Raw genomic sequence first — 23,220 nt, 5'->3', positions numbered from 1 at the left:
TAAAGTTTTTTTGTTAATTTGCAATATCAGTTTTTTCTGCAATTAATCTACTACTTCTTTCTTCAATGATTTTTTCTAAACTTTGCAAGAATTCATTTTTGTTTAACCCAGGATATATGGGAGGTAATATTTCTATTACCGCCTTTCCGGGATTCTTTCTCAGAGAAAGTATGCTTTTTGGCCAAAACAAACCAGTGTTTAAAGCAATCGGTAACACAGGAACAGATAATACGCTATATAAAGCAGCAATACCCGATTGATATTTTATATTTTGGTTTATAGTTGTTCTTGTACCTTCAGGAAATATTATTATGCCTCTATTTTCTTTTATACACACTTTTGCTAATTTCATGATATGACGCACAGAACTAATACCATCTGAGCGGTTAATAAAAATCATTTTTAATGCCATGAGATGCAAACCAATGAATGGAATCCATTTCAATTCACGTTTTAAAATAAAAACTGCTTTTCTAAAGAGTAGTATAAAAATAAATGTTTCAAATGGAGATTGGTGTTTAGATGCAATTATAAAAGGTTGCTTAGGAATGTTTTCCATTCCCCTCACTTCATATTTAATGCCACATAATAAACGCAACATGAATAATACAACTCTCACCGAGCAAACAAGGAAAATGGTTATTACACACTCAGGAAAGAAAATTACAGGGAGAGTAATTAAAGTATAGAATACTTCCCATAATATAAGGAGTAAATTAAACAATAAACTTGCAATCACAAACACACGTAAACTTATTTGAATTTAACTTTACTACAAAACTAAAAGCAATAAGTTTAATTATTGATCATCTGAGTAATAGGATGAGAATCAGCTAATTTGTCCTTTAACTTTTCGTTAGCAATATGAGTATATATTTGTGTTGTAGAAAGATTAGTATGGCCAAGAATTTTTTGTATCAGCACAATATTTGCTCCGCTATTCAGTAGATGGGTAGCAAGAGAATGCCTAATCACATGTGGAGAGATTTTATTTTCATCAATATCGCACTTTCTTGCTAATTCCTTTATTAATTGACCAACTCTTTGCCTTGTAATTGGTTTATTAGGTTTATCACCTGGGAATAGCCAATCAGATTTTTTGTTGTTAGGGAGCAGATTGTCACGAATTGATAAATAATCTTTAAGGCTTTGCAATGCTTGCTCATTAAAAAAGATTTGCCTTTCTCTGCCACTTTTTCCTTTTATTATTATATAGCCTTCTTTACCGTTACTGTTTACTAAATGTGATACTTCACATAACTTCATATTAATTAGTTCAGAAATACGCATCCCGGAAGAGTAAAGGATATCTAAAATTGCACATAGCCTTTTACTGCTTATCTTTTTATTCGATCCGCTTGCTGATTTTTTTACTGTTTCCATGAGCAAAAATATTTCTTGAACACTTAAATGCTTAGGCAAAGGAAGGGAAACCTTTGGATTTCTTAATTCATTATCATTAGCCGGTGCTGGATTAAAGTCTATTATTCCATCATTAAATAGGCACTTATAGAAATTTTTGATAGCAGATATTTTTCTTGATATAGAGCTAGTTTTATATTTCTTTTGTGTACGTAAAAAGTTTACATAATCTTTAATATTAGCTTTACTTGCACCAACTAAGGTAGTGCCTCCTTCTAATAAAAATTTTTCAAGTTGGTGTAAATCTGAACGATAACTTTCCAAAGTATTTTGTGTAGAGGATTTTTCGGAAACCAAAGTATCTATGTAATACGTTATGTAAAGATTCTCTTTTTTATTTTGTAGTTGTTTATTTTTCATTATCAGCTCCTATATTTATTTCTTTGACTTCAATTTGATTGAAAGTATTTTTTGTGTTTTTTATAAGAAAATATGAGATAAACAAAGCATTTATCAATAAAGTAAGTACTACAAACCTTTGTTTTAACCTTTTTTTTAAATTTGATCTTATTTTTACCATATTTCAATTATAACATCAAATCTATAAAAAACATCCTGTAAAGTAAGTTTTACTATCGTATAAAATATTCCTTAGCTATGTCTGTTTATTCTTATTACATCATAGCATTTATTATAGTTTTAACATAAAGAAATAGTGATTTCAACTTCATTATTGTATGGGTATTAATAAATTTTTAATATATATAATAAATACTTTACAAAAAAAGGAATCAATTGGCACTTTTTTTTAATAAAGTGTTAATAAAAGGAATGGTTACATTTGATCCTATAGATTCATTATCTATTTTTTCTATAACTTTATTAATGCTGTGGAAAGAACGTTCTATTCTTGCTAGAATATAATCAATTACCTTTAGATCAATTTTTAACTGTTTATCTGAAAATTGTTTTATTAGCATGATTCTTAATAATTCCTCGCTTGCAGGTAAAATTTTTACGCTGATAGTTGATAATATTCGCGAGCTTAAATCTTTTAGTTTGAAGTTAAGCTTTTTCGGTAAAATCGAAGAAGTAATTAGCAGTCTCTTATCATTTTCTTTCATGTAATTATAACAATGTAATAACATTTCCTCATCTTTAATGTTTTGTACATCTTCTAAAATAAACGCATCGCTGTACCTCATTTCGCTTACAAAATTATTTACATCAATGAAAATAGCATCGTTTTTTGATTGCCAGATATGAGCAAGGTGAGTTTTCCCAGAGTTTTTAGGCCCAAACAGAATTAAGCATTTCCAAGATAAATCATTAATTATCGAGTTATATATGTGCTTGTTTTCGTCTAAGACGATATAATTTTGCCAACAATAATCAACTTGATTATTGTTAAATAAATTTAATTGCACGTAAAGCCTCTTACATTACTACTTTTTGATAATAATTTTTGCATAAAAATTTACTTGGTCAGGTAAGGAAGCAGTATTACTACTACTCCCTCCCTTAGAAACGCAGCATGCAGGTTTCCCCACACTACGCTTGAGCCCCTTATCTAAGTTCTTCTTTTGTCGAACCGGCTTGTCTTTCATAAATCCTCAGAATACATCAACTTTAGTGGTGACACTAATAGTAGAGAACCTTCTCTTGAAAAGGAGCTTGCCAACATTCTTGTTCGTTTTACTCTCTCATCAAAATACTTTTTCCATTTTAAGTCAAGGGGATTTGCATCCGCTCTGATTGTAACATGTCGTCTGATAGGTATATCAATCAGCTTAAGCAGTCTTAAATACCGTATCTCTTTTGGTTTGTTCTTGCATATGGGTGCAGCAAAAACCCATTGGCGTTGACCCATTACTTTGAAGTAACGATTCTTTATCCAACGTAATCCTTTACGAGGATGTCTTTTCTTTGCCCATTTCCATAAACTATGCCAAATTTCATTGTCGATCTTTCTAAACGCTTTTTTAGCACACACATGGTGATAGTAATTTCCCCATCCTCTCAGTAGAGAGTTGAGTGACTTAATTACTATAGCCTGAGTGTTCGCTATATTTGCTTTTATCAATGTACGTGCTTGATTAAGAAGTTTTTTAATACTTTCTTTCGAAGGTTTAATAATTAACTTCTTATTATATCTACGTACATTACAACCAAGAAAGTCAAACCCTGTTGTGATAGATGTAATCTTTGTCTTCTCTTCTGAAAGAATTAAACCTCTCTCATGAAGGAAAGATGATACTAAAGGCTTAACTTCATTTTCCAGTACTTCATGTGTGAAACCTGAAATAATAAAGTCGTCTGCGTACCTGATTACATTCACTCCACTTCTGATTTTTCCTCTTCTTTTGCTACCTAATTTACCAAAGCGACTTTCTAATAACTGTTCAAGACCATCTAAGGTAAAGTTAGCTAGTATTGGAGAAATTATACTTCCTTGCGGAGTGCCAGCAGTTGTGGGATACAGAGTTTTCGATTCTAGGAAACCAGCTTTTAACCATCTATGAAGAATTTTCTTCTCCATAGGAATATGCTTCATGAGCCATTCATGGTTAATGTTATCAAAACAACCTTTGATATCACCTTCGAGTATCCATTGTAGTTGATTACGACTTGCCAGTAATAAGTGGCAAGCCACAGTAGCGTCTGCGCAGGATCTTTTAGGTCTAAAGCCATAGGAGTGATGGTCGCTGATCGTTTCAGATACTGGCTCCAGGGCAAACAGATATAATGCTTGCATGGCTCTATCTTTTATCGTTGGTATTCCAAGAGGTCTTCTTTTGCCATTAGATTTACTGATATAAATCCGTTTTAGCGGAGAAGGTTTATATCCTCTTTGCTTTAACTGCTTTATTCCTTGAAATTTAGCATTGCAAGTTGACCATAGTTGACGATCTACACCCGCTGTGTTTTTTCCTTGGTTTTCAGTTACTCTCTTAACAGCCAAAGCTTTTCCGCTAAAAGAGCGTGTGAGAAGATGTTGTAAAGCTTTTACCTTACCCCATCTTCCTTCTTGGACAGCCTTAACAATACGTCTTTGTAGCCTCACAATAACTTTCTGGCATTTCTTCCATGGCAATTGCTTCCATGCTTCGGAGTTGTCGGTAGGTGCACTTACAGTTTTATCTGTAATCATCTGCTTTCCTCCCTTAAGTGGTTAACAAAGTTTCTTGTCACGAGGGACCAAATGGAAGTCTTCTCGTTTTCACGCGAATTAATGTTACAAATTCTATCCATTTCGTTACAAAATGGCATTCGCTTTCTCCATTCTCCTTTACCTGCACTTCCATCAGCATTCCTTGCGGTTTGCTTGCCATGTAGGCGAAAATACAGGCTTACCCTGTTCCTTCTATCATACAACAGTGGGTTAGGTTGCTTCTCTATACCGGTGGAGTTATTATTTGCGTACATCTAGAAATGAAAAATGTAACTTATCCACATTACCTTTTGGTCAGAGCTTATCAGCATCTTTAGCTCTTTCATCGTATCGGTACTTATAAAGCTTCACTTACGTTCACCATACCACTAAGCCTAGCCCTCCAACCACATGATGCTTGCAGTTTATGCCCCTCTCACGATTGAGCATCTTCTTTTTCAAGAAGGAGGTTCATTGTCCGCATCGCTTGGCACCAACCGGTTGCCCGATTCGCACTGATGCGTAGACTCAGATGGCAAAACATCTGGTTTAATAAGTTTTAGAATCCTTTCAGTTTCTTTCTGAATGAATTCCTCTCCTTTTAAACAATATGACCGAAGACTTTCAGGTTGCACCATCTCTCAAATGTATCAGAGGTCCTTTTTCTTTTTATCGTGAACTAATTAGCCATTTTTATAAAGCTCACTTTCAAAATATTTATTAACTGTATATTCTACTAATACACTGAACATTGCTATTATTGGAATAAAAAATAATATACCTATAAACCCAAAATATGAGGTGCATATGACAACTCCTAAAATAATGATAGTTGGATGTATATGAACTTTTTTTCCTATTAATAAAGGCACTAATATGCTTGAGTCTATTAATTGACCAACACTAAATAATAGCAAGACAGCAGCACTTTCAAACCATCCACTAAATTGAGTAATGGCGCTCAAAAATCCGATAATAGTGTATAATAATGGCCCTATATAGGGTATAAATGTTAATGTTCCTGATAAAATTCCAATAGCTACAGAATGCTTCAGCCCAATTATGCTAAGGCCCACGGAGTAAAAGATCATCATAACTATACATACGTTTAGCTGTCCCTTTAGGTAATTAGATATAATGAAATCTACTTTGGAAAAATAACCTGCAGCTTTTTCTCTGTAAAGAATGGGAATTAGTTTACTAACCTTTTCTACAATTGAAGGCCAATCACGTAATACATAAAAAAACACCATAAGCGTAATAGCTATTAATGATACCATGTAAATCAAACTAAAGCTTGAACTTAGCACTTGAATTATAAGATTACTGCCCATGCTAAGAGCATTTATAAAATAAGATATATAATCACTGTAATTTTCTACTAGATTTTTAGACAAGTGATCAAATAAACTATCTTCAGTTTTTATATTAAGAAATTCTAGCACAGAAGGAATCACTTTAAGTTTTAGTGAAGGTATCTTATTCACTAAGAAATTTAATATTAAAGTAATTTGAAAATATATAATAGGTAAAACAAATGTAATAACTAATATAAAAGCTATCAATAAGGCAAGTGTTATAAAAACTACAGAACATGAACGCGGTATTCTGTATTTTTCAAACTTGGTTACTAGAGGGTTAAACAAATGTGCAACAAAAACGGATATTAGACACGGAGCAATCATAGGACGCATCAAAAATAATGCCCCTATTATAAAAAGTAGTACACAACAAATAGTTATATGACGTTTTTGCATATGTCTAACATAGTCAATTTACCAAAAAATATACAGTTTTTTGTAAATACTATCTATTCATTGTTTTATTAAGTATTAGATCAGCTAAATTTTCATCCAATTCCCAACCAGATAAAACTCCGTTGTGCGGGTCATATTCAAAGCTTTTCAAATTAACGATTTTGGTCAAATTTCTATTTAACGATTGATTATCTTCTAGTCCTTTTGCTAATTGTGCAGGATATGGTATTAAGGTGTCTCTTTCATGATTAATGACCGCTATTGATATATCATTATTTTGTAGCTTTTGTATATTGCTTACTATATCAAAGTCTAAATTTAGGACCTTAAGCATTTTTTTTAACAAACAAGAGGGTAGTATGCTTAGAATTTTTGTCTGAGAAATTGGAAAATGCTTTATTGCATTGTAAAAAGAGCTGAAAGTGCTGGTAAAAATAATACCTCCGAGTTTAATATCTCTGTCTGTAAAATATTTCAGCACTTCTGATGCAATTGCTCCTCCAAAGGAATGGCCGAGAAGTATAATGTTTTCAGGCTTCACACCATTGTCAATTAATTTACTGATTTCTTTTATTGAAGGCTGAGACAAGCTTTGATTCTTATTTATAAACGGAATCATGAGTGGTGGTACAGATAAAAAGGTGCAAGTTAAAGCTGCTAAGATGGCTAAACTTGCTGTCCTAGATGTCATTGGATTAGTAAGTAATATTAAAGTTGGTAATAGTATTGATGTTCCTAAAAACAAGAAACTAGCTATTGCGTAAGTTATATAGTTTTGAAATGCAATTGGGTATTTATGTGCATGAGTGTGAAAATTAGACCTATGGAGATATGTAGATCTATCTTGTATATACCTGGCCGCATTCTTATAATTATCACCTATTCCATGAAAAAATATAAGATGTATCTCATTTTCTTTATTATACTTAGTAACGTGTATTATTTTCCTCTAGCATATATTACACCTAGTAAAAGAATATTCTTTTTTGAGAATTGGATCAACTTTTTTAAAATGCTAGATAACTTGTATTAACACCGAAAATGGTAAGCATGTACACTAACAGACTTGAGGAATACAAGATAGCAGCATTAATAGTTGCAGCAGGAGTAGGCAGTAGATGCAATGCCAAAATCCCTAAACAGTATATAAAATTGGCAGGTAAGTATGTTTTATTTCACACAATTAGGAAATTCTTAGCTAATCAGTACATAAGTTACATAAGAGTGGTAGTGAATGAAAGTCAAAAAGATTTCTATAAAGAAGTTACGTCATCAACTATAGATACTAAATTGCTGAGTCCAGTATGTGGAGGAAAAAGCAGGCAGAGTTCAGTTAAACTTGGACTGGAGAGTTTGCAAAAGATCAATCCAGATTTTGTTATTATACATGACGCTTGTAGGCCTTTTGTATCAAATATTCTAATAAACAACTTGATTGAATCTATGATTAATGGTCAATATACAGGAGTAGTTCCAGCAATAGAAGTCGAGGATACTATATCGTTGGTGAGTAATAATTTCATTGAATCTACGATTTCAAGAGAAAAACTTAGAGCCATGCAAACTCCTCAAATTTTTAATTTCAGAGAATTATTATCGTGCCATCAATCAGTCAAAGAATTTACTGATGATTCATCACTAATGGTGGAGCATAAAAAACATGTTGCGATTATTGAAGGTGAGAAAAAGAATTTTAAGTTAACTACAAAAGAGGATATCAATATGGCAAAACTTCTCTTTGGAGAGCCAAAATTCCGTGTCGGAACCGGTTATGATATACATAAATTTGTTAAAATTCAAAATGATGCTAAGAGCTTTATAAAAATTTGCGGTGTGGAAATTGAGCATAATATGGCAATAGAGGCACATTCCGATGGTGATGTTGCAATACATGCAATCGTTGATGCAATACTCGGAGCACTAGGATGTGGCGATATAGGAGAACATTTTCCTCCTAATTCCTCTAAATGGAAGGATTGCAATTCATCTCATTTTCTTGACTTTGCTGCTAAAAAAGCACAGGAAAAAGGATATAGCGTGTCTAATTTAGATATTACTATAGTTTGTGAAGAGCCTAAAATATCGCCTTACAAAGCAGGAATGAAGGAATTCATATCAAAAATATTAGAAATTAATGGTGAATTCGTAAGTATCAAAGCAACCACAGCGGAAAAATTAGGTTCTATTGGCAGAAATGAGGGAATAGCAACGTATGCTTCTGTGCTATTGCGTGCAAATTTTTATTGAAGGTAGAAACGAAATAACTTACTTGACAAACTCCACCATTTCACTTCCATTGCAAGGAAAGTGGGAAGGTTTGTCAAGAAATTTCTATGAGCTACTTTCGACATTAATAGCTGATTCAAGTCTTCTATTCAAAATTTTCAATATAAAATCCAATTCATTTGAGTTGTTATAACGTATCATGACTTTACCCTTAGAATTACTTTCATTAATTTTGATCTTTAAACCAAGCTGAGAAGATATAGCTCCTTCTAATGCTGCCATATCTTGATTTTTAGTACACTTATGCTCTTTTCGGTCGTTATTTTGTTGTAAGTCTTTTATCAATTTTTCAGTTCGTCTAACGCTCAGGCCCTGAGAAACTATTCTTTCTGCAATACTTTCCGCATTTTCAACATTAATCAATGCTCTTGCATGACCCATAGACAATTTTTTCTCGTTGATCATTGTTTTTACTCCATTAGGGAGTGACAGCATTCGTATCATATTGGTTATGTGACTGCGGCTTTTACCTAAAGTTAAGGCTAATTCTTCGTGTGTATAGGAGAATTCATCTATTAGTTTTCTGTACGCCTCACCTTCTTCTATTGGATTAATATCTTGCCTCTGTATGTTTTCAATTATCGATACTTCTAAGCATTCCTTGTCATTTAAATCTTTTATGATAACCGGCACACTATCAAGATTTATGACCTTACTTGCTCGCCAACGACGTTCCCCTGCTACTATTTCATAACCTTCATTATTTGGATCTTTGCGCACCACAACAGGTTGTATTATACCATTTTTCTCTATCGAACCTGCAAGTTCTTTTAATGACTCCTCATCAAAATATTTTCTCGGCTGAAATTTGCTCGGGTGTAGTAATGAAATAGGTAACCGATCTTCTTTATTACCATAATTATCGCCTATGAGGCCAGCAAGACCTCTACCTAAGCGCCTATTGTCCTTCACGCTGCACCCTCACTTATCAGCTTTTTCTCTTTACAGATGCTCATGTGTTTCTTTAAAATTTCTTTTGCCAAACTTATATATGCTTGTGCACCAGGACACTTAAGATCATATACAATAGCAGGTTTTCCATGAGAAGGCGCTTCTGATAACCGTACATTACGTGGAATAATGGTCTCATACAAGGGGATAATAGTTTTATATACTTTATCATTTAAATATTGGCAAATATCATTTTTAATCTGCTCACTAAGTTTGTTGCGTCTGTCATACATTGTGAGCAATATTCCTTCTATTAACAGGAAAGGGTTTAGGTTGTTTCTTTTTATCAGCTCTACAGTCTTAACTAAATGGCTCAATCCTTCCAGAGCGAAAAATTCACACTGAAGAGGAACAATAATCGAGTCAGCAGCGGTCAGAGCATTGATAGTAAGCAGACCAAGTGATGGAGGACAATCGATAATTATGTACTCATAATTATTACGTACTTTCTCTAGCGTATCTTTTAGTACGAATTTTCCCTGCTCAAGTTGTGATAGCTCAATTTCTGCAGCTGATAAGTCAACCACTGATGAAATCAGCGATAGATTTGGAATTTCCTTTATATTGAAAATTGCCGATTCCACCAATTCACTTTCGCTGCTCAGCAGTATTTTATATATATTTTTTTCTTCCCTGCTACGATAAGAAATCCCAAGTCCTGTACTAGCATTTCCTTGAGGGTCAAGATCTACCAGTAAAGTACTTTTTCCCACAGCAGCAAAGGCTGTTGATAAATTTATACTAGTTGTAGTTTTACCAACTCCACCCTTTTGATTTACTACTGCAATGATCTTGCTCACACCTTTTATCTTATGTATAAAATAACTCTATTGTATATATGCAAGAAATTTTTGCATTAGAAAAATTTTTTTGTTGCCAATCATGCTCAAAGTAAACTGCCTTTTTTTGTCTTGTGTAACACACTTTGAACCTTATTTCCTAACTCATTCAGAGTAAATGGTTTGGGTAAAAAATGGAAGTCTTCTATATTGATTTCATCGCTCTTTAAAAAAGCATCCTCTGCATACCCAGAAATAAAAATAACTTTGATGTTTGGCCTATGTATCAATGTTTCTTTAACTATTTCTGGACCACTCACCTCTGGCATGATTACATCAGTGATTATTAGATCTATGTGTTGATTTTTTTTTCTAATGATCTCTAGTGCCTCGCTGCCTATACTCGCTTCTATTACATTAAATCCTTTTCTTGTAAGAGCCTTAGCAGTAAATTCCCTTACTGAATCTTCATCTTCAATTAATAAAATTATACCATTACCTTTAATCTCTACCGGTTTCTCTATTTCTTTACTATCTTCCTCTTTATCATTTTCATCCGATATGTAAACTATGGGCAAAAATATGCTAAATTTAGTTCCATGATTCACTTTGCTAGCAACATAGATGTATCCTTCGGTTTGTTTAATAATGCCATATACAGTAGAGAGGCCAAGACCTGTACCAGAAGTAATATCTTTGGTAGAAAAAAATGGATCAAATGCCTTTTCAATTATATCACTCGTCATTCCACATCCAGTATCAATCACTTCAATCACAACATAATTCCCATGTTCAATCGTTTCCTTATCTGGAGAAAACATATCCTGAGGTGTAGAATTTAATGAATCAACCTTTTGATTAAAGGTTCGTATAGTTAACTCTCCCCCCTTTTCCATAGCAGCACCAGCATTAACTGCTAAGTTAAGCATAACTTGCTCTAATTGTCCTTGGTCAGCCCTAACAGCACCCAAATCGCTACCATAATAAATATTAAATTTTATATTTTCACCTATTAATCTTTTGATCATTTCATAAAGATTAGCTATCGTACCATTTACATTAATAATCTTTGGCTGCAAAGTCTGTCTTCTTGAAAAAGCAAGCAGTTGTCTTACTAAATTTGACCCACGTTTTGCATTTTGCTGTATCTGTATTATATCTCCAAAAGATGGATCGCTAGCTGAGTGCTGGAGTAAAAGCAAATCACAAAATCCTATTATTCCGGTTAATATATTATTGAAATCATGTGCAATACCACCTGCTAATTGCCCTATAGCTTGCACCTTTTGATAATGCTCAAGTTTTATCTCTAGTTTTTTACGTTCAGTATTATCAATAAAATAACAAAGTATGAACATCACTTTATTATGAAGAAACTTATTAAAATATATTTTCATGTTATTACCGCCATTGAGCTGCACATCAAAGGACGCATTATTTATCCTATTACTTGAAAAATATTCACGCACTTTCATATGATAACCATCTGATATCAATGCAAAGATAGAACCATTATTTGACCCCGCAAGTTTTACTAATGCTATATTTTTCTTTATAAAATTGCCATTTATGTCGCATTGTGCAATAGCAATTGACGAATTTGTAAAACAAGGGTGTAGTTGATAATCAACAATATTTGATTCAGTTGGTGTTATAAAGCCGTGTATATAGCTATGATTGTATTTATCACAAAATATAGCAGTACTCATATAAGCCTTAAATGGAGCACCGCTTATAGTAAAAAACATAATTTCATTTTTGGTTATTGTATCGTCATACTTAGATTGAGATATAAAATCATTGATTGAGCTACCTTTTTCCAATTTTTTTAGTTCAAACATGTCTAAAAATCTTTTATTTACAGATAAGATACCTCCTTTTGTATTTGCAACGTAAGTTGCTATATTGTGTTTCTCTATCAACTCTTCATATACCTGCTCTTTGTTTACCTGTGTTGCCTTCAGTACAAAATACCCACTCGGTCTTGCTATTGGGGCTAATGATAAATTTAAAGTCTTATTACTATTTATAGCAATTTGTGGATTATCCGGTATTGGTTCAGAGAGCAAAAGAAAGTTAGATATTCTACTCTTCTTGCTTAAGGAAATGCATACTTTTACAGAAGTGTTATTTCTTAACGCATGATAGAGTGATTTTCTGTCTTTTTCTGACACATCTCCTGCTTCAAGAATTTTATCTAGCGTAACATCATCGTTTATGTGATCTTTAAACCTTTCGTAGAACCTCGCATCAGCATAAATAATACCCTCATCTTTATGTAAAATGAGACAAAACTCTGTATTATGATTCAGCGCATTTGCAAATATTGCATTTTGAAACTCTATGATATTAAGTAGATACTTGTAACGTTTTATATTATATACCACAAAGAGAGTCATTAGAATGCTAATTAATAAATTAATCTCTATATTAACATGCTGACTATATACATTAGAAAAATAGAGTACTGATATTGCTATTGGAGGTAAGAACATAATGACTGCCATCACAATAATTGACATCCCATAATTTCTTAGTATGAAGTCAACTCTGTTCTCTTTTTTGTTATCTATGTATCTTTTACTCATTATTATTGCTTGGCATCCTTGCACATATAAAAATATTCTACTATATTGATTTAATTATTATAGATTTATTAACATCCTTGATGGGTAGTTACTATCCCAATCTAATTAAGTCCTGTAAATATAGAGTACAATAATATTAATAAGCCAACAGAAGGCATTATGGAAAAACAAAAGACACAAGCATTTGAATGGTTCTGCGCACTGAGAAACAAGATCACCGAATCTTTCTTATCAATTGAGGTACAGTCATTCACACAACCAAAAATCGAAAAAAGAAAGTGGAGCCGACCAGGTGGAGGAAGTGGTGAATCTACAATTATCTTTGGTAATATTTTTGAAAAAGTTGGAGTAAACGTTTCAAGAGTATACGGAAAGCTCGAAGACTCAGCCATTAATGAAATTCCTGGTGCAAGTGAAAGCAATGGAGAGTTTTGGGCAAGCGGTATATCTTTAGTGTCTCACATGCAATCTCCCCTTATCCCTGCAGCACATATGAACACAAGGCTGATATATACCTCAAAACAATGGTTTGGTGGAGGAATGGACTTTACTCCAATTTATAAAGATGAGGGAGATTGCAAGTATATTCACGAATCAATTAAAGCAACTTGCGATGAGTTCAACATCGAATATTATCCGAAATTTAAAAAGCAATGTGATGATTACTTTTTTTTACAACATAGAAAAGAGCCACGTGGTATTGGTGGAATTTTTTATGACAATCTAACTTCTGGCAACTGGAAAAATGATTTTGAGTTCACAAAAGCAGTAGGTGAAGCCTTTTTAGAAATTTACTTACACATCATACACAAACATATGCAAAAATCTTGGACAAAAGAACAACGAGAAGAACAATTGATAAAACGTGGCAGATATGTGGAGTTCAATCTTCTTTATGATCGTGGTACAAGGTTTGGTTTAATGACTAATGGTAACCCCGATGCAATTATGATGTCGATGCCGCCTCTTGTTAAGTGGGTGTGAAAAGCGGTTATTAATATAAAATAAATCGTTATAGTTTAAAATTGTACCAGAATGGTGAGCTTTTGTATAGAGGGGTACAATCATGGGTATAGTAGATAGTTTTTTAATTAAATCCGCTAGAAATAGCAATATAATAGGCGTGAGGCTAGCTTTAAGTCTTCATAATATAGTAAACAGCTTTGAAAAACTCTTTTCTAAAATTAATCCTTTTAGGAACAAGGGGTCATTTGACTTGAATAATGATCAAACTTTAAATCGAGCTTTAGAGTATGCAGTAACAAATCTTGATCATAATGTAATGACGTTACTTATTAGTGCTGGAGCAAATATTAATGAAATAAATAATAGTATAGGAAATGTAATCCTTCAATACAAAATAGCATCAGAAGCTATGCAGTACGGAGATAAGGACCATACGCGTCAAGTTAAGAGATTGTGAGCAAATTTAGAGAGGTTAAAGTGGATACTCTAGCCCTTCTACGTTTGTCTTTTAATGAAAATAGCGACCAAGTTATAGTGAGTTTTTTAAGAAATGCTTTTAAACTATTAATTTTGGTTAATACTAAAAATAACTCTCTAACCCGCCTTTTTAGCTCAATAAATGCCTTTGTTAAGCTAAGTTCTGTATTCTTTTTCACTTCTGTGCAACCAACTATGCCGTGAAATATAAGAATTGCGCACAATTTAGCATATAGTTCACATAATACTCTGCATGGCTTTCCTTTTAGCTTATCAAGCCTGATATGGCTTTTATACAATTTAAATAATAACTCAATTTGCCACCTTACTCTGTAAATCGTTAATACTTGCTCAGCACTAATTTTATTTTCTGGAACATTAGTTATAAATATTGACCAGTTCAACAATTTTTGATTTCTTTTAGAGGATGTATATCCCTGCGATCTTGCTAATCTATTAGCTTTCCTTCTTCTGGCCATAGACTGTTCTTCAGTTAGTTTCTGACATATAATTCTTACTCTAATTTTTGCTTCTTTTCCTAACAATACCTCGTTTTCTAAAAATAACTTATCCTCTAAACATTCTAATAACTCCATTTTTTGATTTGTTTCTACATCATATATGTTGGTATCAGATTTATAACGACTTATGAAATAAGCTCCTATTTCATTGATTTGTTTAAAAGAACTTGGCACAAAATAACCGAGATCAGATATTAGCAAATCATTGCTTAATATATTACTTAAATGTTTCCTATATCCCTGGTCTGATCTTACCCCCTCCGTTAAATTAAGTTGGTCTATTATCTGATTCATGTAGTCGAAAACTAATTGTAACTTTATTCCAGACTTAGTATTGCTTTCATAGCCACTGTAGCTAGTACCATAACCTTTATACATCTCTTCCATACTGTTAGGTAGAGTAATATAGCTACTGTCCAATAATTTAACACTATTAAATTGCTGTAAGATTTTGCAATCAACTTGCAAGATATTTTTAAAGAGAATCACAGATTCATTATACATCCTTTTCATAAATTCCACTGCTTCTTCAGTAAATCTAAAATCCAAACCTTGTTTTGTTATATCTATCGAGTCCTCGTTTAGTAATTGACACATTGTTTCTACGCTACAATTATCAACTCCTATATTACCCAAGACCATGGCTTTTACGAATGATGAACCTTTTAGCTTTCTCTTTCTTTTTATAAACCTTGTTGTAATTGAGATTTTCTCTGCTTTTTCATTAAAAAATTCTTTGAGCTTTTTTGATAAGCAAGTTATTTTATTCATTGGTTCTCTCACTAAAAGTATATCTGGGAGAACTTATACCTTATTATTCTATCTCTTTCATACCTTTATTTCCTTAACTTGACGCGTATGGTTAGGCGCAACAGTGTAGTTAAGTAGAAGGAAGAAGTCCCTTCTTCCTTTTCAAGTAGCTGACACTGGTTTCTTACCAAGAAAAACTTAGCATAACTTTTGTGCTCAAAAAAACTTCTGGATTCCAGCATCAAGTGCTGGAATGACATGGTGAAATATTATTAAAGTAGCCTCTGTCCCAGTGTCCATTTGGTGTCATTCAAGTCAGCTCTCTTCTTGTCATCCCAGTACTGGGATTCAGAAAACTGACCAGGTTGGTCACGCGCTGGCTCTCTAAAATTACTTTAGTTGTAAATATTAAGAAATTTACTAAATAAAAAAAGACAAAAGAATCCTCGTATAGCGAGTTTTAATAATGTAAATTGATAATGTGCTAACAAGCGCGATTTGGCTGAATGTAGAAAAATAAAAAAAGCCGCTATAATTTTATGTAATTTGCCAATAAATATCTGAGTTTTTTACTGAATTTTGTCGTTGAGACCGCGTGTATCAAAAACAAGGATAAATACTCTTGTTGATATGATAAGAAAAGTGGGAAAGTTTGTCAAGTAATAACACTAGAGAGCTCAAATGGAAGAAGGTAAACTCTAAAGTGTACGTTCAGTAGCACTTTCTATAAGAGAGATTGTATTATCTATCCCATAAAGCTTGATAAAAGATCCCATTCTAGGACCGGTTTTTTGTCCAAGTAATGTTTCATACAAAAACTGAAACCAATCGCGTAAGTTATTGTAATTGTGTTTTTTTCCGATGGAGAAAACCTGAGATTGAATCTCTTCAGCAGTGGCTGTAATAGGCAGGGAATGTAGGTTGTTCTTTAAATCTAGTAACGCTTCTTTCTCTTTTTCGTTTGAAGCTTTATACGCTTTTGTTGGCTTGATAAAGTCGTGATAATACCTAACTGCAAAATCCGAAAGCCTATCTAGCATTTTGTTGCTTTCTGGTGTAACGTTTGGTGCATAAGTTGATATAAAACCCCAAAGAATCTCTTTATTTTCAGCATTACAAGCTGCTGCCAGGTTTAAAAGTAACGAAAAATTTATGCCTGAAGTTTCTACGTTTGGAACTTTACCCTGGTGGATGTGCCATACAGGGCTATTTACATCCTTTTCTTCACTCTCATTGTAACGCTTAGCAAACTCTAAATATTCATCAGTTGATTTTGGTATCACATCAAAATATAAACGTTTAGCTTTTTTAGGACTCTGAAAGATGTATAACGCTAAACTCTCTGTGGGTGAATAAGTTAGCCACTCCTCAATTGAAATACCATTTCCTTTTGATTTTGATATCTTCTTTCCTTCTTTATCAAGAAATAACTCATAGCAAAACAAAAGCGGTGGCTTTTCTCCAAGTATTTTACATATTTGACTTGAAAGCACAGCAGATGGAGTCAAATCCTTTCCATGAGCTTCGTAATTAACTCCGAATGCAGCCCACCTCATCCCCCAATCAGGTTTCCATTGCAGTTTACATTTTCCTTTTGTCACTGGAACTTCTATTTTTTCCCCGTTTCGGTCTTCATACGTGATTGTTCCTTTATCTGTATTTGTTTCAACTACTGGAACTTGTAAAACTTGGGAAGTTTTTGGGCATATCGGCAAGAATGGACTGTAAGTCTGCTGCCTTTCTTCCCGAAATGATGGAAGCATTACGTCCATCACTTTATCATAATTTTTCAGCAGGAGTAAAAGTTTTTCATCGTAAACGCCAGATTTATAACACTCTGTTGCACTCCTAAATTCGTATTTAAATCCAAACAAATCAAGAAATTTACACAACAACGAATTCATGTGATGACCATAACTCTCATGAGTGCCAAATGGGTCAGGTATCATGGTTAATGGCTTGTTCAGATTCTCTCTTAGCATTTCCTGATTTGGTACATTATCTGGTATTTTTCGCAAACCATCCATATCGTCGGAAACTGCAATGATTTTGGTTTTTATACTAGGAGCTATTTTTTTTAGAGCGTTTGCAATAACTGTGGTACGAAAAACTTCCCCAAAAGTACCAATATGTGGTAAACCCGAGGGACCATAACCAGTCTCAAATATTATCTCTTTTTTATTAGGGAATTCTTGTAGTATTTTTTCTGCTTCTTGAAATGGCCAGCTTATAATCATTGAATTTAAATTAATTATCTTACCTAAAGTGCTATTCATTTCAATAGATTTTTAATTAATGATGTAGTATTAGTGTTAGAGCTCTTATTAGAAGGTTAAAGATATGTCTACTGGCAGCGTACAAACGAATCAATTATTTAAAGGTCTTACAAGACCTGCAATGCTCTTTGGTGTGAGTTATATGTTTGCAATATTAAACGTTCTAATTTGCATGCTAATTTTCATTAATACAAATGATCTTAGAGTAATTCTCCTGATGTTACCAGGTATACATGGACTTGGCTATATAGCTTCTGCAAAGGAACCGTTGTTTATTGAGTTATTTATGGTAAAGTTGGGAAAATGCTCCAAATGTTTAAATCGATTTTATCATGGAGCCAATTCTTATGACATTACTTGATGTTATGCAATGTTGAGATTTAGAGCTATTCAATCAAAGAATAAATCTATTCTAAGTAGAGAGGTTCACGCTGCCGAATTTATACCTTATTCTTGCTATTGGAATAGTACAACCTTGATAACAAAGCAGAATTGGTTAGTTAAATTTATAAAATTAAATGGCTTTGCGTTTGAAACGGCCGATGATGAAGACTTGGTGATACAAAATAATATCAGAAATCAGATGCTAAGAAGCATTTCATCTCCAGCATTTAGTTTGTACTTTCATACCATCAGACGTAAGAAAAATATTTTTTCTGATGAATTTGCAAATCAGAGTTTACCAAATTTTTTTGCTAACCATGTAAATCTAAAATGGAGAGAAAAACACGCAACTAGGCAATCTTTTATTAATGATTTATACATTACGATTATTCGTAGGGCAGATACAAAGGGAGTAGAATTTTTATCACATCTACTGAAAAAATTTGGGCATGTAACTTCAAAACATGCTTGGGAAAGTGATATGCGTGATACCTATGAAGATTTAGAGGAAACGACAAATCGTATAGTAACAAGCCTTAGGAATTATTCGCCTAAAGTCCTTGGAGTAAAAGAAACTCCAAACGGACTGTTTTGTGAAATAATGGAGTTTCTGTCTAGAATTGTAAATTGTGGCTTTGTTACAAATACGCTTTTTCCACTAAAAACTGAAATATCAAGATACTTACCAGTTCATAGGTTATTTTTTGGCCATAAGATGATACAGGTTGTGACTCATAATGAAAGTAAATATGCTGGAATAGTTAGTATCAAAGAATATGGAAATAATACTTCTGCAGGAATGCTTGATTCTTTTTTACAACTTCCTTATGAATTTATTATCACGCAGTCTTTTCAATTTACAAATAGGCAAATGGCAATTGCGAAAATGCAGATACAGCAAAATCGTATGATACAATCTGCAGATAAAGCTATTTCTCAAATAGCAGAAATTTCTCATGCGCTTGATGATGCAATGAGTGGTAAAATTGCTTTTGGTGAACACCATTTAACTATCTTATGTATAGAAAAAAGTCCTAAATCATTGGACAATGCTTTATCATTGGTTGAATCGGAGCTTTCTAATTGTGGTGTTTATCCTGTTCGTGAGAGGGTTAATCTAGAACCAGCATTTTGGGCGCAAATTCCTGGTAATTTTGATTATATAGTAAGAAAAGGTACAATAAGTAGTCTTAATTTGGCCGGTTTTGCATCTCAACATAATTATCCTACTGGTAAAAAATTCAATAACCACTGGGGAGATGCTGTTACAGTTTTTGATACAACATCTGGCACTCCATTTTTCTTCAACTTTCATATAAGGGATGTTGGACATACTATGATAATTGGGCCAACAGGTGCTGGCAAAACTGTTTTAATGAATTTTTTATGTGCTCAAGCAATGAAATTTTCTCCAAGAATATTCTTTTTTGATAAAGATCGCGGTGCAGAAATTTTTTTAAGAGCACTTGGTGGTATCTATACTATAATAGAACCAAGAACTAAGACAAATTTTAATCCTCTGCAACTTGACGATACTCCTGATAATAAAACATTTTTGATGGAATGGATAAAATCTTTAATTTTAGTGTACAACGATAAATTCACTTCAGAAGATATTGCTAGAATTAATGATGCAATTGAGGGAAATTTTAAATTAAAAAAAGAAGACAGATTTTTGAGAAATCTTGTACCATTTTTAGGACTTGCGGGCCCTGATACTCTAGCTGGAGCAATATCTATGTGGCATGATGATGGCTCTCATGCTGCAATATTTGACAATAAAGAAGATTTGCTAGATTTTTCAAAAGCAAGAGTGTTTGGCTTTGAAATGGCTAGCTTGCTAAAAGATCCTGTTGCTCTTGGGCCGGTCTTGATTTATTTGTTTCATAGGATTAGTATATCGCTTGATGGCACTCCATCTATTATTGTTCTTGATGAAGCATGGGCGTTAATAGATAATCCAGTTTTTGCACCTAAGATAAAAGACTGGTTGAAAGTGCTGAGAAAGTTAAATGCTTTTGTGATTTTTGCTACTCAGAGTGTTGAAGATGCAAGTAAAAGTGCTATTAGTGATACGCTTGTACAGCAGACAGCAACACAAATTTTTTTGCCAAATCTGAAAGCTACTAGTGTCTATCGAGATGTTTTTATGTTAACTGAACGTGAGTATATACTGATCAAACACACAGATCCAAGTACTAGATTCTTTTTAGTAAAGCAGGGAGTTAATGCTGTAGTAGCTAGAATAGATCTGAAAGATTTGGATGATGTGGTCAACGTGTTATCTGGACGTGCAGAAAGTGTCCTATTGTTACATGATATATTGAAAGAACTCGGAGATGATCCAAAGATGTGGTTGCCTGTGTTTTATCAAAAGGTGAAAAATGTTTAAAACTAAACTGTCATTACTGTTAGTTGCGATATTTTTATTAAATATAGATTTTTTACTCTCATATCCAGTATTTGCAGATGTAGTAAGTGGTACTGAAAAGACAGAATTTGTTAGCAGGTTTAATTCTAATGGTAGTTTTAGCCGTGCCTCTGATCCTGACTGTAAGGCGTTTGAAACAGCTGCAGCAGTTGCTGGGATAGCAATTGCTATTGGTGCAATATTTACTGGTATTGTTTTGATTGTCTCTTCTGCTGGTTTATTTACTGCTCTTGTTATCGTTGGAATGATAGCTGCAATTGTTGGAGTCTGGAAGGCAGTTGGGGGACTTATTGTTTGTCAGCATAGTTTTGTTAGGCATCCAGTTGCATACGATAATGATGGGAGATATAAAAATTTTAAACTAAAAGATACAGGTTATAGTGGTGATACAGATAAAAATTATCGAACAGAAGATGAATATTTTTCTGCATTACAGAAAAGATCAGGAAAAGATGGAAAACAAACAGAGAAAGATATTTTAAACTTTACTGATTGGGATGTTGTGAATGTTGATAGGGAACACTACTACTGGCCAAAAAATGGGGTGCAATATAGTGAATACATAGAAGTATGTCATCGCAATCCTTTAACATTTGGCAACCTTTTCAAGACGAATGACTTTAATTTCAGAGGGGAAGATGGATACATAGACTTTGATATCAGAGAGAAAGATACTGGATATGAAAGTGGGTCATGGTCTCCGAAGGTTGATGGCGATCTAGAATGTAAAGTGCTTAAATCTGGACAGAGCGAAGACATATATGGATCAACGTTCAGGGCACTGAGAAAAATGGGTAGGTTATGTGTGGAATTGGCTGAAGTTAGGGCAGCTGGAACTGCTTGGCCGCAAGGAATTGATATAGGATGCACGGAATTACCGCCTGATCGGATTGCTCCTATGTGTGAACAATCTGTGATATTATTCAAAAATAAAGATGGTACAGGTGGTGAAGAAAGGAGTTTTATCAACAGGGATGACGATTATAAAACTCTTATCAGGAAAAAAGAAAAAGAAGGAAAAATTTTTGTAGGTTATGACAATAAAAGCTGTTTTAGCTCGTATGTCTCTGAAGCTTGCTACAATCAAGCGGGAAGTAAGTCATTATCTCCTATTCCTATAACTTCTATGATAGTGCAATGCATTAAGGAATCGTTAGATAATTTAGTTGCAGGTATTGACTCAAATGGTGATAAGCTAAAATATGAAGATGGAGAAAAAAAAGGACAGGAGAAGGGTAGTTTTTTATCTGTAGCACAAGGAAGGTTGAAAAATACTGTAACTGCTGTTCTAGTTTTAGCTTTAATACTGTTCTCTATAAAAGTTATGTCTGGTGGAGTGCGTAGTCCGCAAGAAATGTACATGTTGATCATTAAATTCGCTTTAGTGATTTACTTTACGACAGGTAGCACTATGTCTCATTATTACGGGGAATTAACAAAGCTTTCAAATGGTTTGTCAGAGATAGTGCTTAAAGCGTCATCTGAAAGTAAAAATATATGTAATTATGAGTCAGGTACAGATTATGAATACGATCGCGCAGGAAAGAGGGTATCTTACAGTTATCTTGCACCTTGGGATAGGCTTGATTGCAGAATTTTATTTTATTTAGGTGCCCCTTTAGATGGAATTGGTGGCAAAATTGGTACTGGAGGTGTTGCAACGTTAGCGGTTTTGCTTGGCGCTGCTCCTGTCTTGTTAGTTGCAGGTTCGGTGATTGGTATTATTTTCGCTGGTGGACAGATCTTAGTAGCTCTTGTCTGTATATTTATGGCCATTTTGATGATGATGGTTATTTTGTGGATGTGCTATGTATTTATCTTATCTTTAGTTGCGCTTAGTGTAATTATCATCTTATCGCCTTTATTCATTCCTATGGTTTTGTTTCAACATACTAAGGGATATTTTGATGGTTGGCTAAAAGAGTTAATTACCTACAGTTTATACCCAGTTATCCTTTTTGCATTTCTATCTTTTATGTTCATAGCATGTGATAAAATCTATTTTAAAAATTTAAATTTTAAACTGGACGAGTCATATAAAAATGAACAACCAGACAAGTCATATGAAAAGAAACAAGCAGAAATCTCATATAGTAAGAAAAAACAGTGGTTTAAATTGAAAGATGGGGAATGTGATAAAAATGAAACTACTCTCGCATGTATGATGCAAAATTATAGCTTTAAAAAGAGCAGCATACTTGGTCTATTCGACTTTACATACATGGAGTTTGGCAGCTCTCTAATCGGAGAATTATTAAAATTGTGTTTAGTATTATTCCTCTTTTACCACTTTTTAAACGTTCTTCCCGGCATGGCTGCTGAGCTTGCTGGTAATCACAGAGCAGCACTTGGTTCAGGTAGCACTCCTGCACAAATGGTGAATAAAGCTTTATCTGCTGCCAAAGCTGCTGCTGGAGGTGCTGGTCAAGTTGCTGCTGCGGCTGTAAATAAGGCAAGAGGGGCTATTGGAGGAGGTGGAGATGATAATAAGGGATCGGGATCTTCCTCTAGTGAATCTATAAAACCAGGTGGAGAGTGAGC

General features: G+C 33.6%; 19 protein-coding genes. 6 read left to right on the top strand and 13 right to left on the bottom strand.

What is annotated here, in order from left to right:
* Positions 1–13: 13 nt before the first annotated feature.
* From M1L26_RS04315 to M1L26_RS06585, 8 genes are all read right to left on the bottom strand, one after another.
* Entirely contained in the window at positions 14–739 is a 726-nt protein-coding gene (locus M1L26_RS04315; protein ID WP_029237643.1) for a lysophospholipid acyltransferase family protein, read from the bottom strand.
* Positions 740–795: 56 nt separating this feature from the next.
* Entirely contained in the window at positions 796–1,782 is a 987-nt protein-coding gene (locus tag M1L26_RS04310; protein WP_250120009.1) for a tyrosine-type recombinase/integrase, read from the bottom strand.
* Positions 1,772–1,942, bottom strand: coding sequence for a hypothetical protein (locus M1L26_RS04305; RefSeq protein ID WP_211907586.1), 171 nt, complete (start codon positions 1,940–1,942; stop codon positions 1,772–1,774). The genes M1L26_RS04310 and M1L26_RS04305 overlap by 11 nt, the downstream gene beginning before the upstream one ends.
* Positions 1,943–2,153: 211 nt before the next feature.
* Complete coding sequence (locus tag M1L26_RS04300) at positions 2,154–2,789, bottom strand: HdaA/DnaA family protein (protein WP_211907585.1); 636 nt, start codon at positions 2,787–2,789, stop codon at positions 2,154–2,156.
* 18 nt (positions 2,790–2,807) lie between these two features.
* Positions 2,808–2,969: a hypothetical protein gene (locus tag M1L26_RS04295; protein ID WP_211907584.1), complete on the bottom strand. Its 162-nt coding sequence runs from the start codon at positions 2,967–2,969 to the stop codon at positions 2,808–2,810.
* Positions 2,966–4,513: a group II intron reverse transcriptase/maturase gene (ltrA, locus tag M1L26_RS04290; protein WP_250120008.1), complete on the bottom strand. Its 1,548-nt coding sequence runs from the start codon at positions 4,511–4,513 to the stop codon at positions 2,966–2,968. Before ltrA ends, M1L26_RS04295 begins: the two co-directional genes overlap by 4 nt.
* 683 nt (positions 4,514–5,196) lie before the next feature.
* The gene (locus tag M1L26_RS04285) at positions 5,197–6,270 is read right to left on the bottom strand and encodes an AI-2E family transporter (RefSeq protein ID WP_211907608.1); all 1,074 of its coding nucleotides are present in this window, start codon (positions 6,268–6,270) and stop codon (positions 5,197–5,199) included.
* 49 nt (positions 6,271–6,319) lie between these two features.
* Entirely contained in the window at positions 6,320–7,210 is an 891-nt protein-coding gene (locus M1L26_RS06585) for an alpha/beta hydrolase family protein (protein WP_458694666.1), read from the bottom strand.
* 101 nt (positions 7,211–7,311) lie between these two features.
* Between M1L26_RS06585 and ispD the strand changes: the two genes are divergently transcribed.
* Positions 7,312–8,517: a 2-C-methyl-D-erythritol 4-phosphate cytidylyltransferase gene (gene ispD, locus M1L26_RS04270; RefSeq protein WP_211907611.1), complete on the top strand. Its 1,206-nt coding sequence runs from the start codon at positions 7,312–7,314 to the stop codon at positions 8,515–8,517.
* An 84-nt stretch (positions 8,518–8,601) separates the two neighbouring features.
* Here ispD and M1L26_RS04265 read toward each other — a convergent pair whose 3' ends face one another.
* The 3 genes from M1L26_RS04265 to M1L26_RS04255 all read right to left on the bottom strand — a co-directional run bounded on the left by M1L26_RS04265 (position 8,602) and on the right by M1L26_RS04255 (position 12,874).
* Positions 8,602–9,468: a ParB/RepB/Spo0J family partition protein gene (locus tag M1L26_RS04265; protein WP_211907612.1), complete on the bottom strand. Its 867-nt coding sequence runs from the start codon at positions 9,466–9,468 to the stop codon at positions 8,602–8,604.
* Entirely contained in the window at positions 9,465–10,307 is an 843-nt protein-coding gene (locus tag M1L26_RS04260; protein WP_211907613.1) for a ParA family protein, read from the bottom strand. Before M1L26_RS04260 ends, M1L26_RS04265 begins: the two co-directional genes overlap by 4 nt.
* Before the next feature lie 86 nt (positions 10,308–10,393).
* Entirely contained in the window at positions 10,394–12,874 is a 2,481-nt protein-coding gene (locus tag M1L26_RS04255) for a response regulator (RefSeq protein ID WP_250120006.1), read from the bottom strand.
* Positions 12,875–13,033: 159 nt separating this feature from the next.
* On the opposite strand from M1L26_RS04255, the gene hemF reads away from it, so the two are divergent.
* Both hemF and M1L26_RS04245 read left to right on the top strand, forming a co-directional pair.
* Positions 13,034–13,858: an oxygen-dependent coproporphyrinogen oxidase gene (hemF, locus tag M1L26_RS04250; RefSeq protein ID WP_250120005.1), complete on the top strand. Its 825-nt coding sequence runs from the start codon at positions 13,034–13,036 to the stop codon at positions 13,856–13,858.
* Positions 13,859–13,940: 82 nt separating this feature from the next.
* Entirely contained in the window at positions 13,941–14,297 is a 357-nt protein-coding gene (locus M1L26_RS04245; protein WP_250120004.1) for a hypothetical protein, read from the top strand.
* On the opposite strand, the gene M1L26_RS04240 is transcribed toward M1L26_RS04245, so the two are convergent.
* Together M1L26_RS04240 and M1L26_RS04235 are read right to left on the bottom strand one after the other, a co-directional pair.
* Positions 14,284–15,609 carry an IS4 family transposase gene (locus tag M1L26_RS04240; RefSeq protein ID WP_250119932.1) on the bottom strand — a complete coding sequence of 442 codons (1,326 nt, stop codon included), beginning with the start codon at positions 15,607–15,609 and terminating at the stop codon, positions 14,284–14,286. The two genes, M1L26_RS04245 and M1L26_RS04240, sit on opposite strands and share 14 nt — an antisense overlap.
* A gap of 677 nt (positions 15,610–16,286) precedes the next feature.
* Complete coding sequence (locus tag M1L26_RS04235) at positions 16,287–17,864, bottom strand: lysine--tRNA ligase (protein ID WP_250120003.1); 1,578 nt, start codon at positions 17,862–17,864, stop codon at positions 16,287–16,289.
* A gap of 64 nt (positions 17,865–17,928) precedes the next feature.
* Between M1L26_RS04235 and M1L26_RS04230 the strand changes: the two genes are divergently transcribed.
* The 3 genes from M1L26_RS04230 to M1L26_RS04220 are packed head-to-tail and all read left to right on the top strand — an operon-like array spanning position 17,929 to position 23,218.
* A complete protein-coding gene (locus M1L26_RS04230; RefSeq protein WP_211908558.1) occupies positions 17,929–18,225 on the top strand; it encodes a type IV secretion system protein VirB3 in 297 nt (98 codons plus the stop codon).
* Positions 18,226–18,234: 9 nt separating this feature from the next.
* Positions 18,235–20,640 (top strand): VirB4 family type IV secretion/conjugal transfer ATPase, encoded by a 2,406-nt coding sequence (locus tag M1L26_RS04225; protein ID WP_250120002.1) that lies wholly within the window; start codon positions 18,235–18,237, stop codon positions 20,638–20,640.
* A complete protein-coding gene (locus M1L26_RS04220; RefSeq protein ID WP_211908554.1) occupies positions 20,633–23,218 on the top strand; it encodes a TrbL/VirB6 family protein in 2,586 nt (861 codons plus the stop codon). Before M1L26_RS04225 ends, M1L26_RS04220 begins: the two co-directional genes overlap by 8 nt.
* The last annotated feature ends 2 nt before the right edge of the window (positions 23,219–23,220 follow it).

It is taken from the genome of Wolbachia endosymbiont of Ostrinia scapulalis (assembly GCF_023559145.1).
GTDB lineage: Bacteria > Pseudomonadota > Alphaproteobacteria > Rickettsiales > Anaplasmataceae > Wolbachia.
This window is presented reverse-complemented; position numbering and strand designations above follow the sequence as displayed.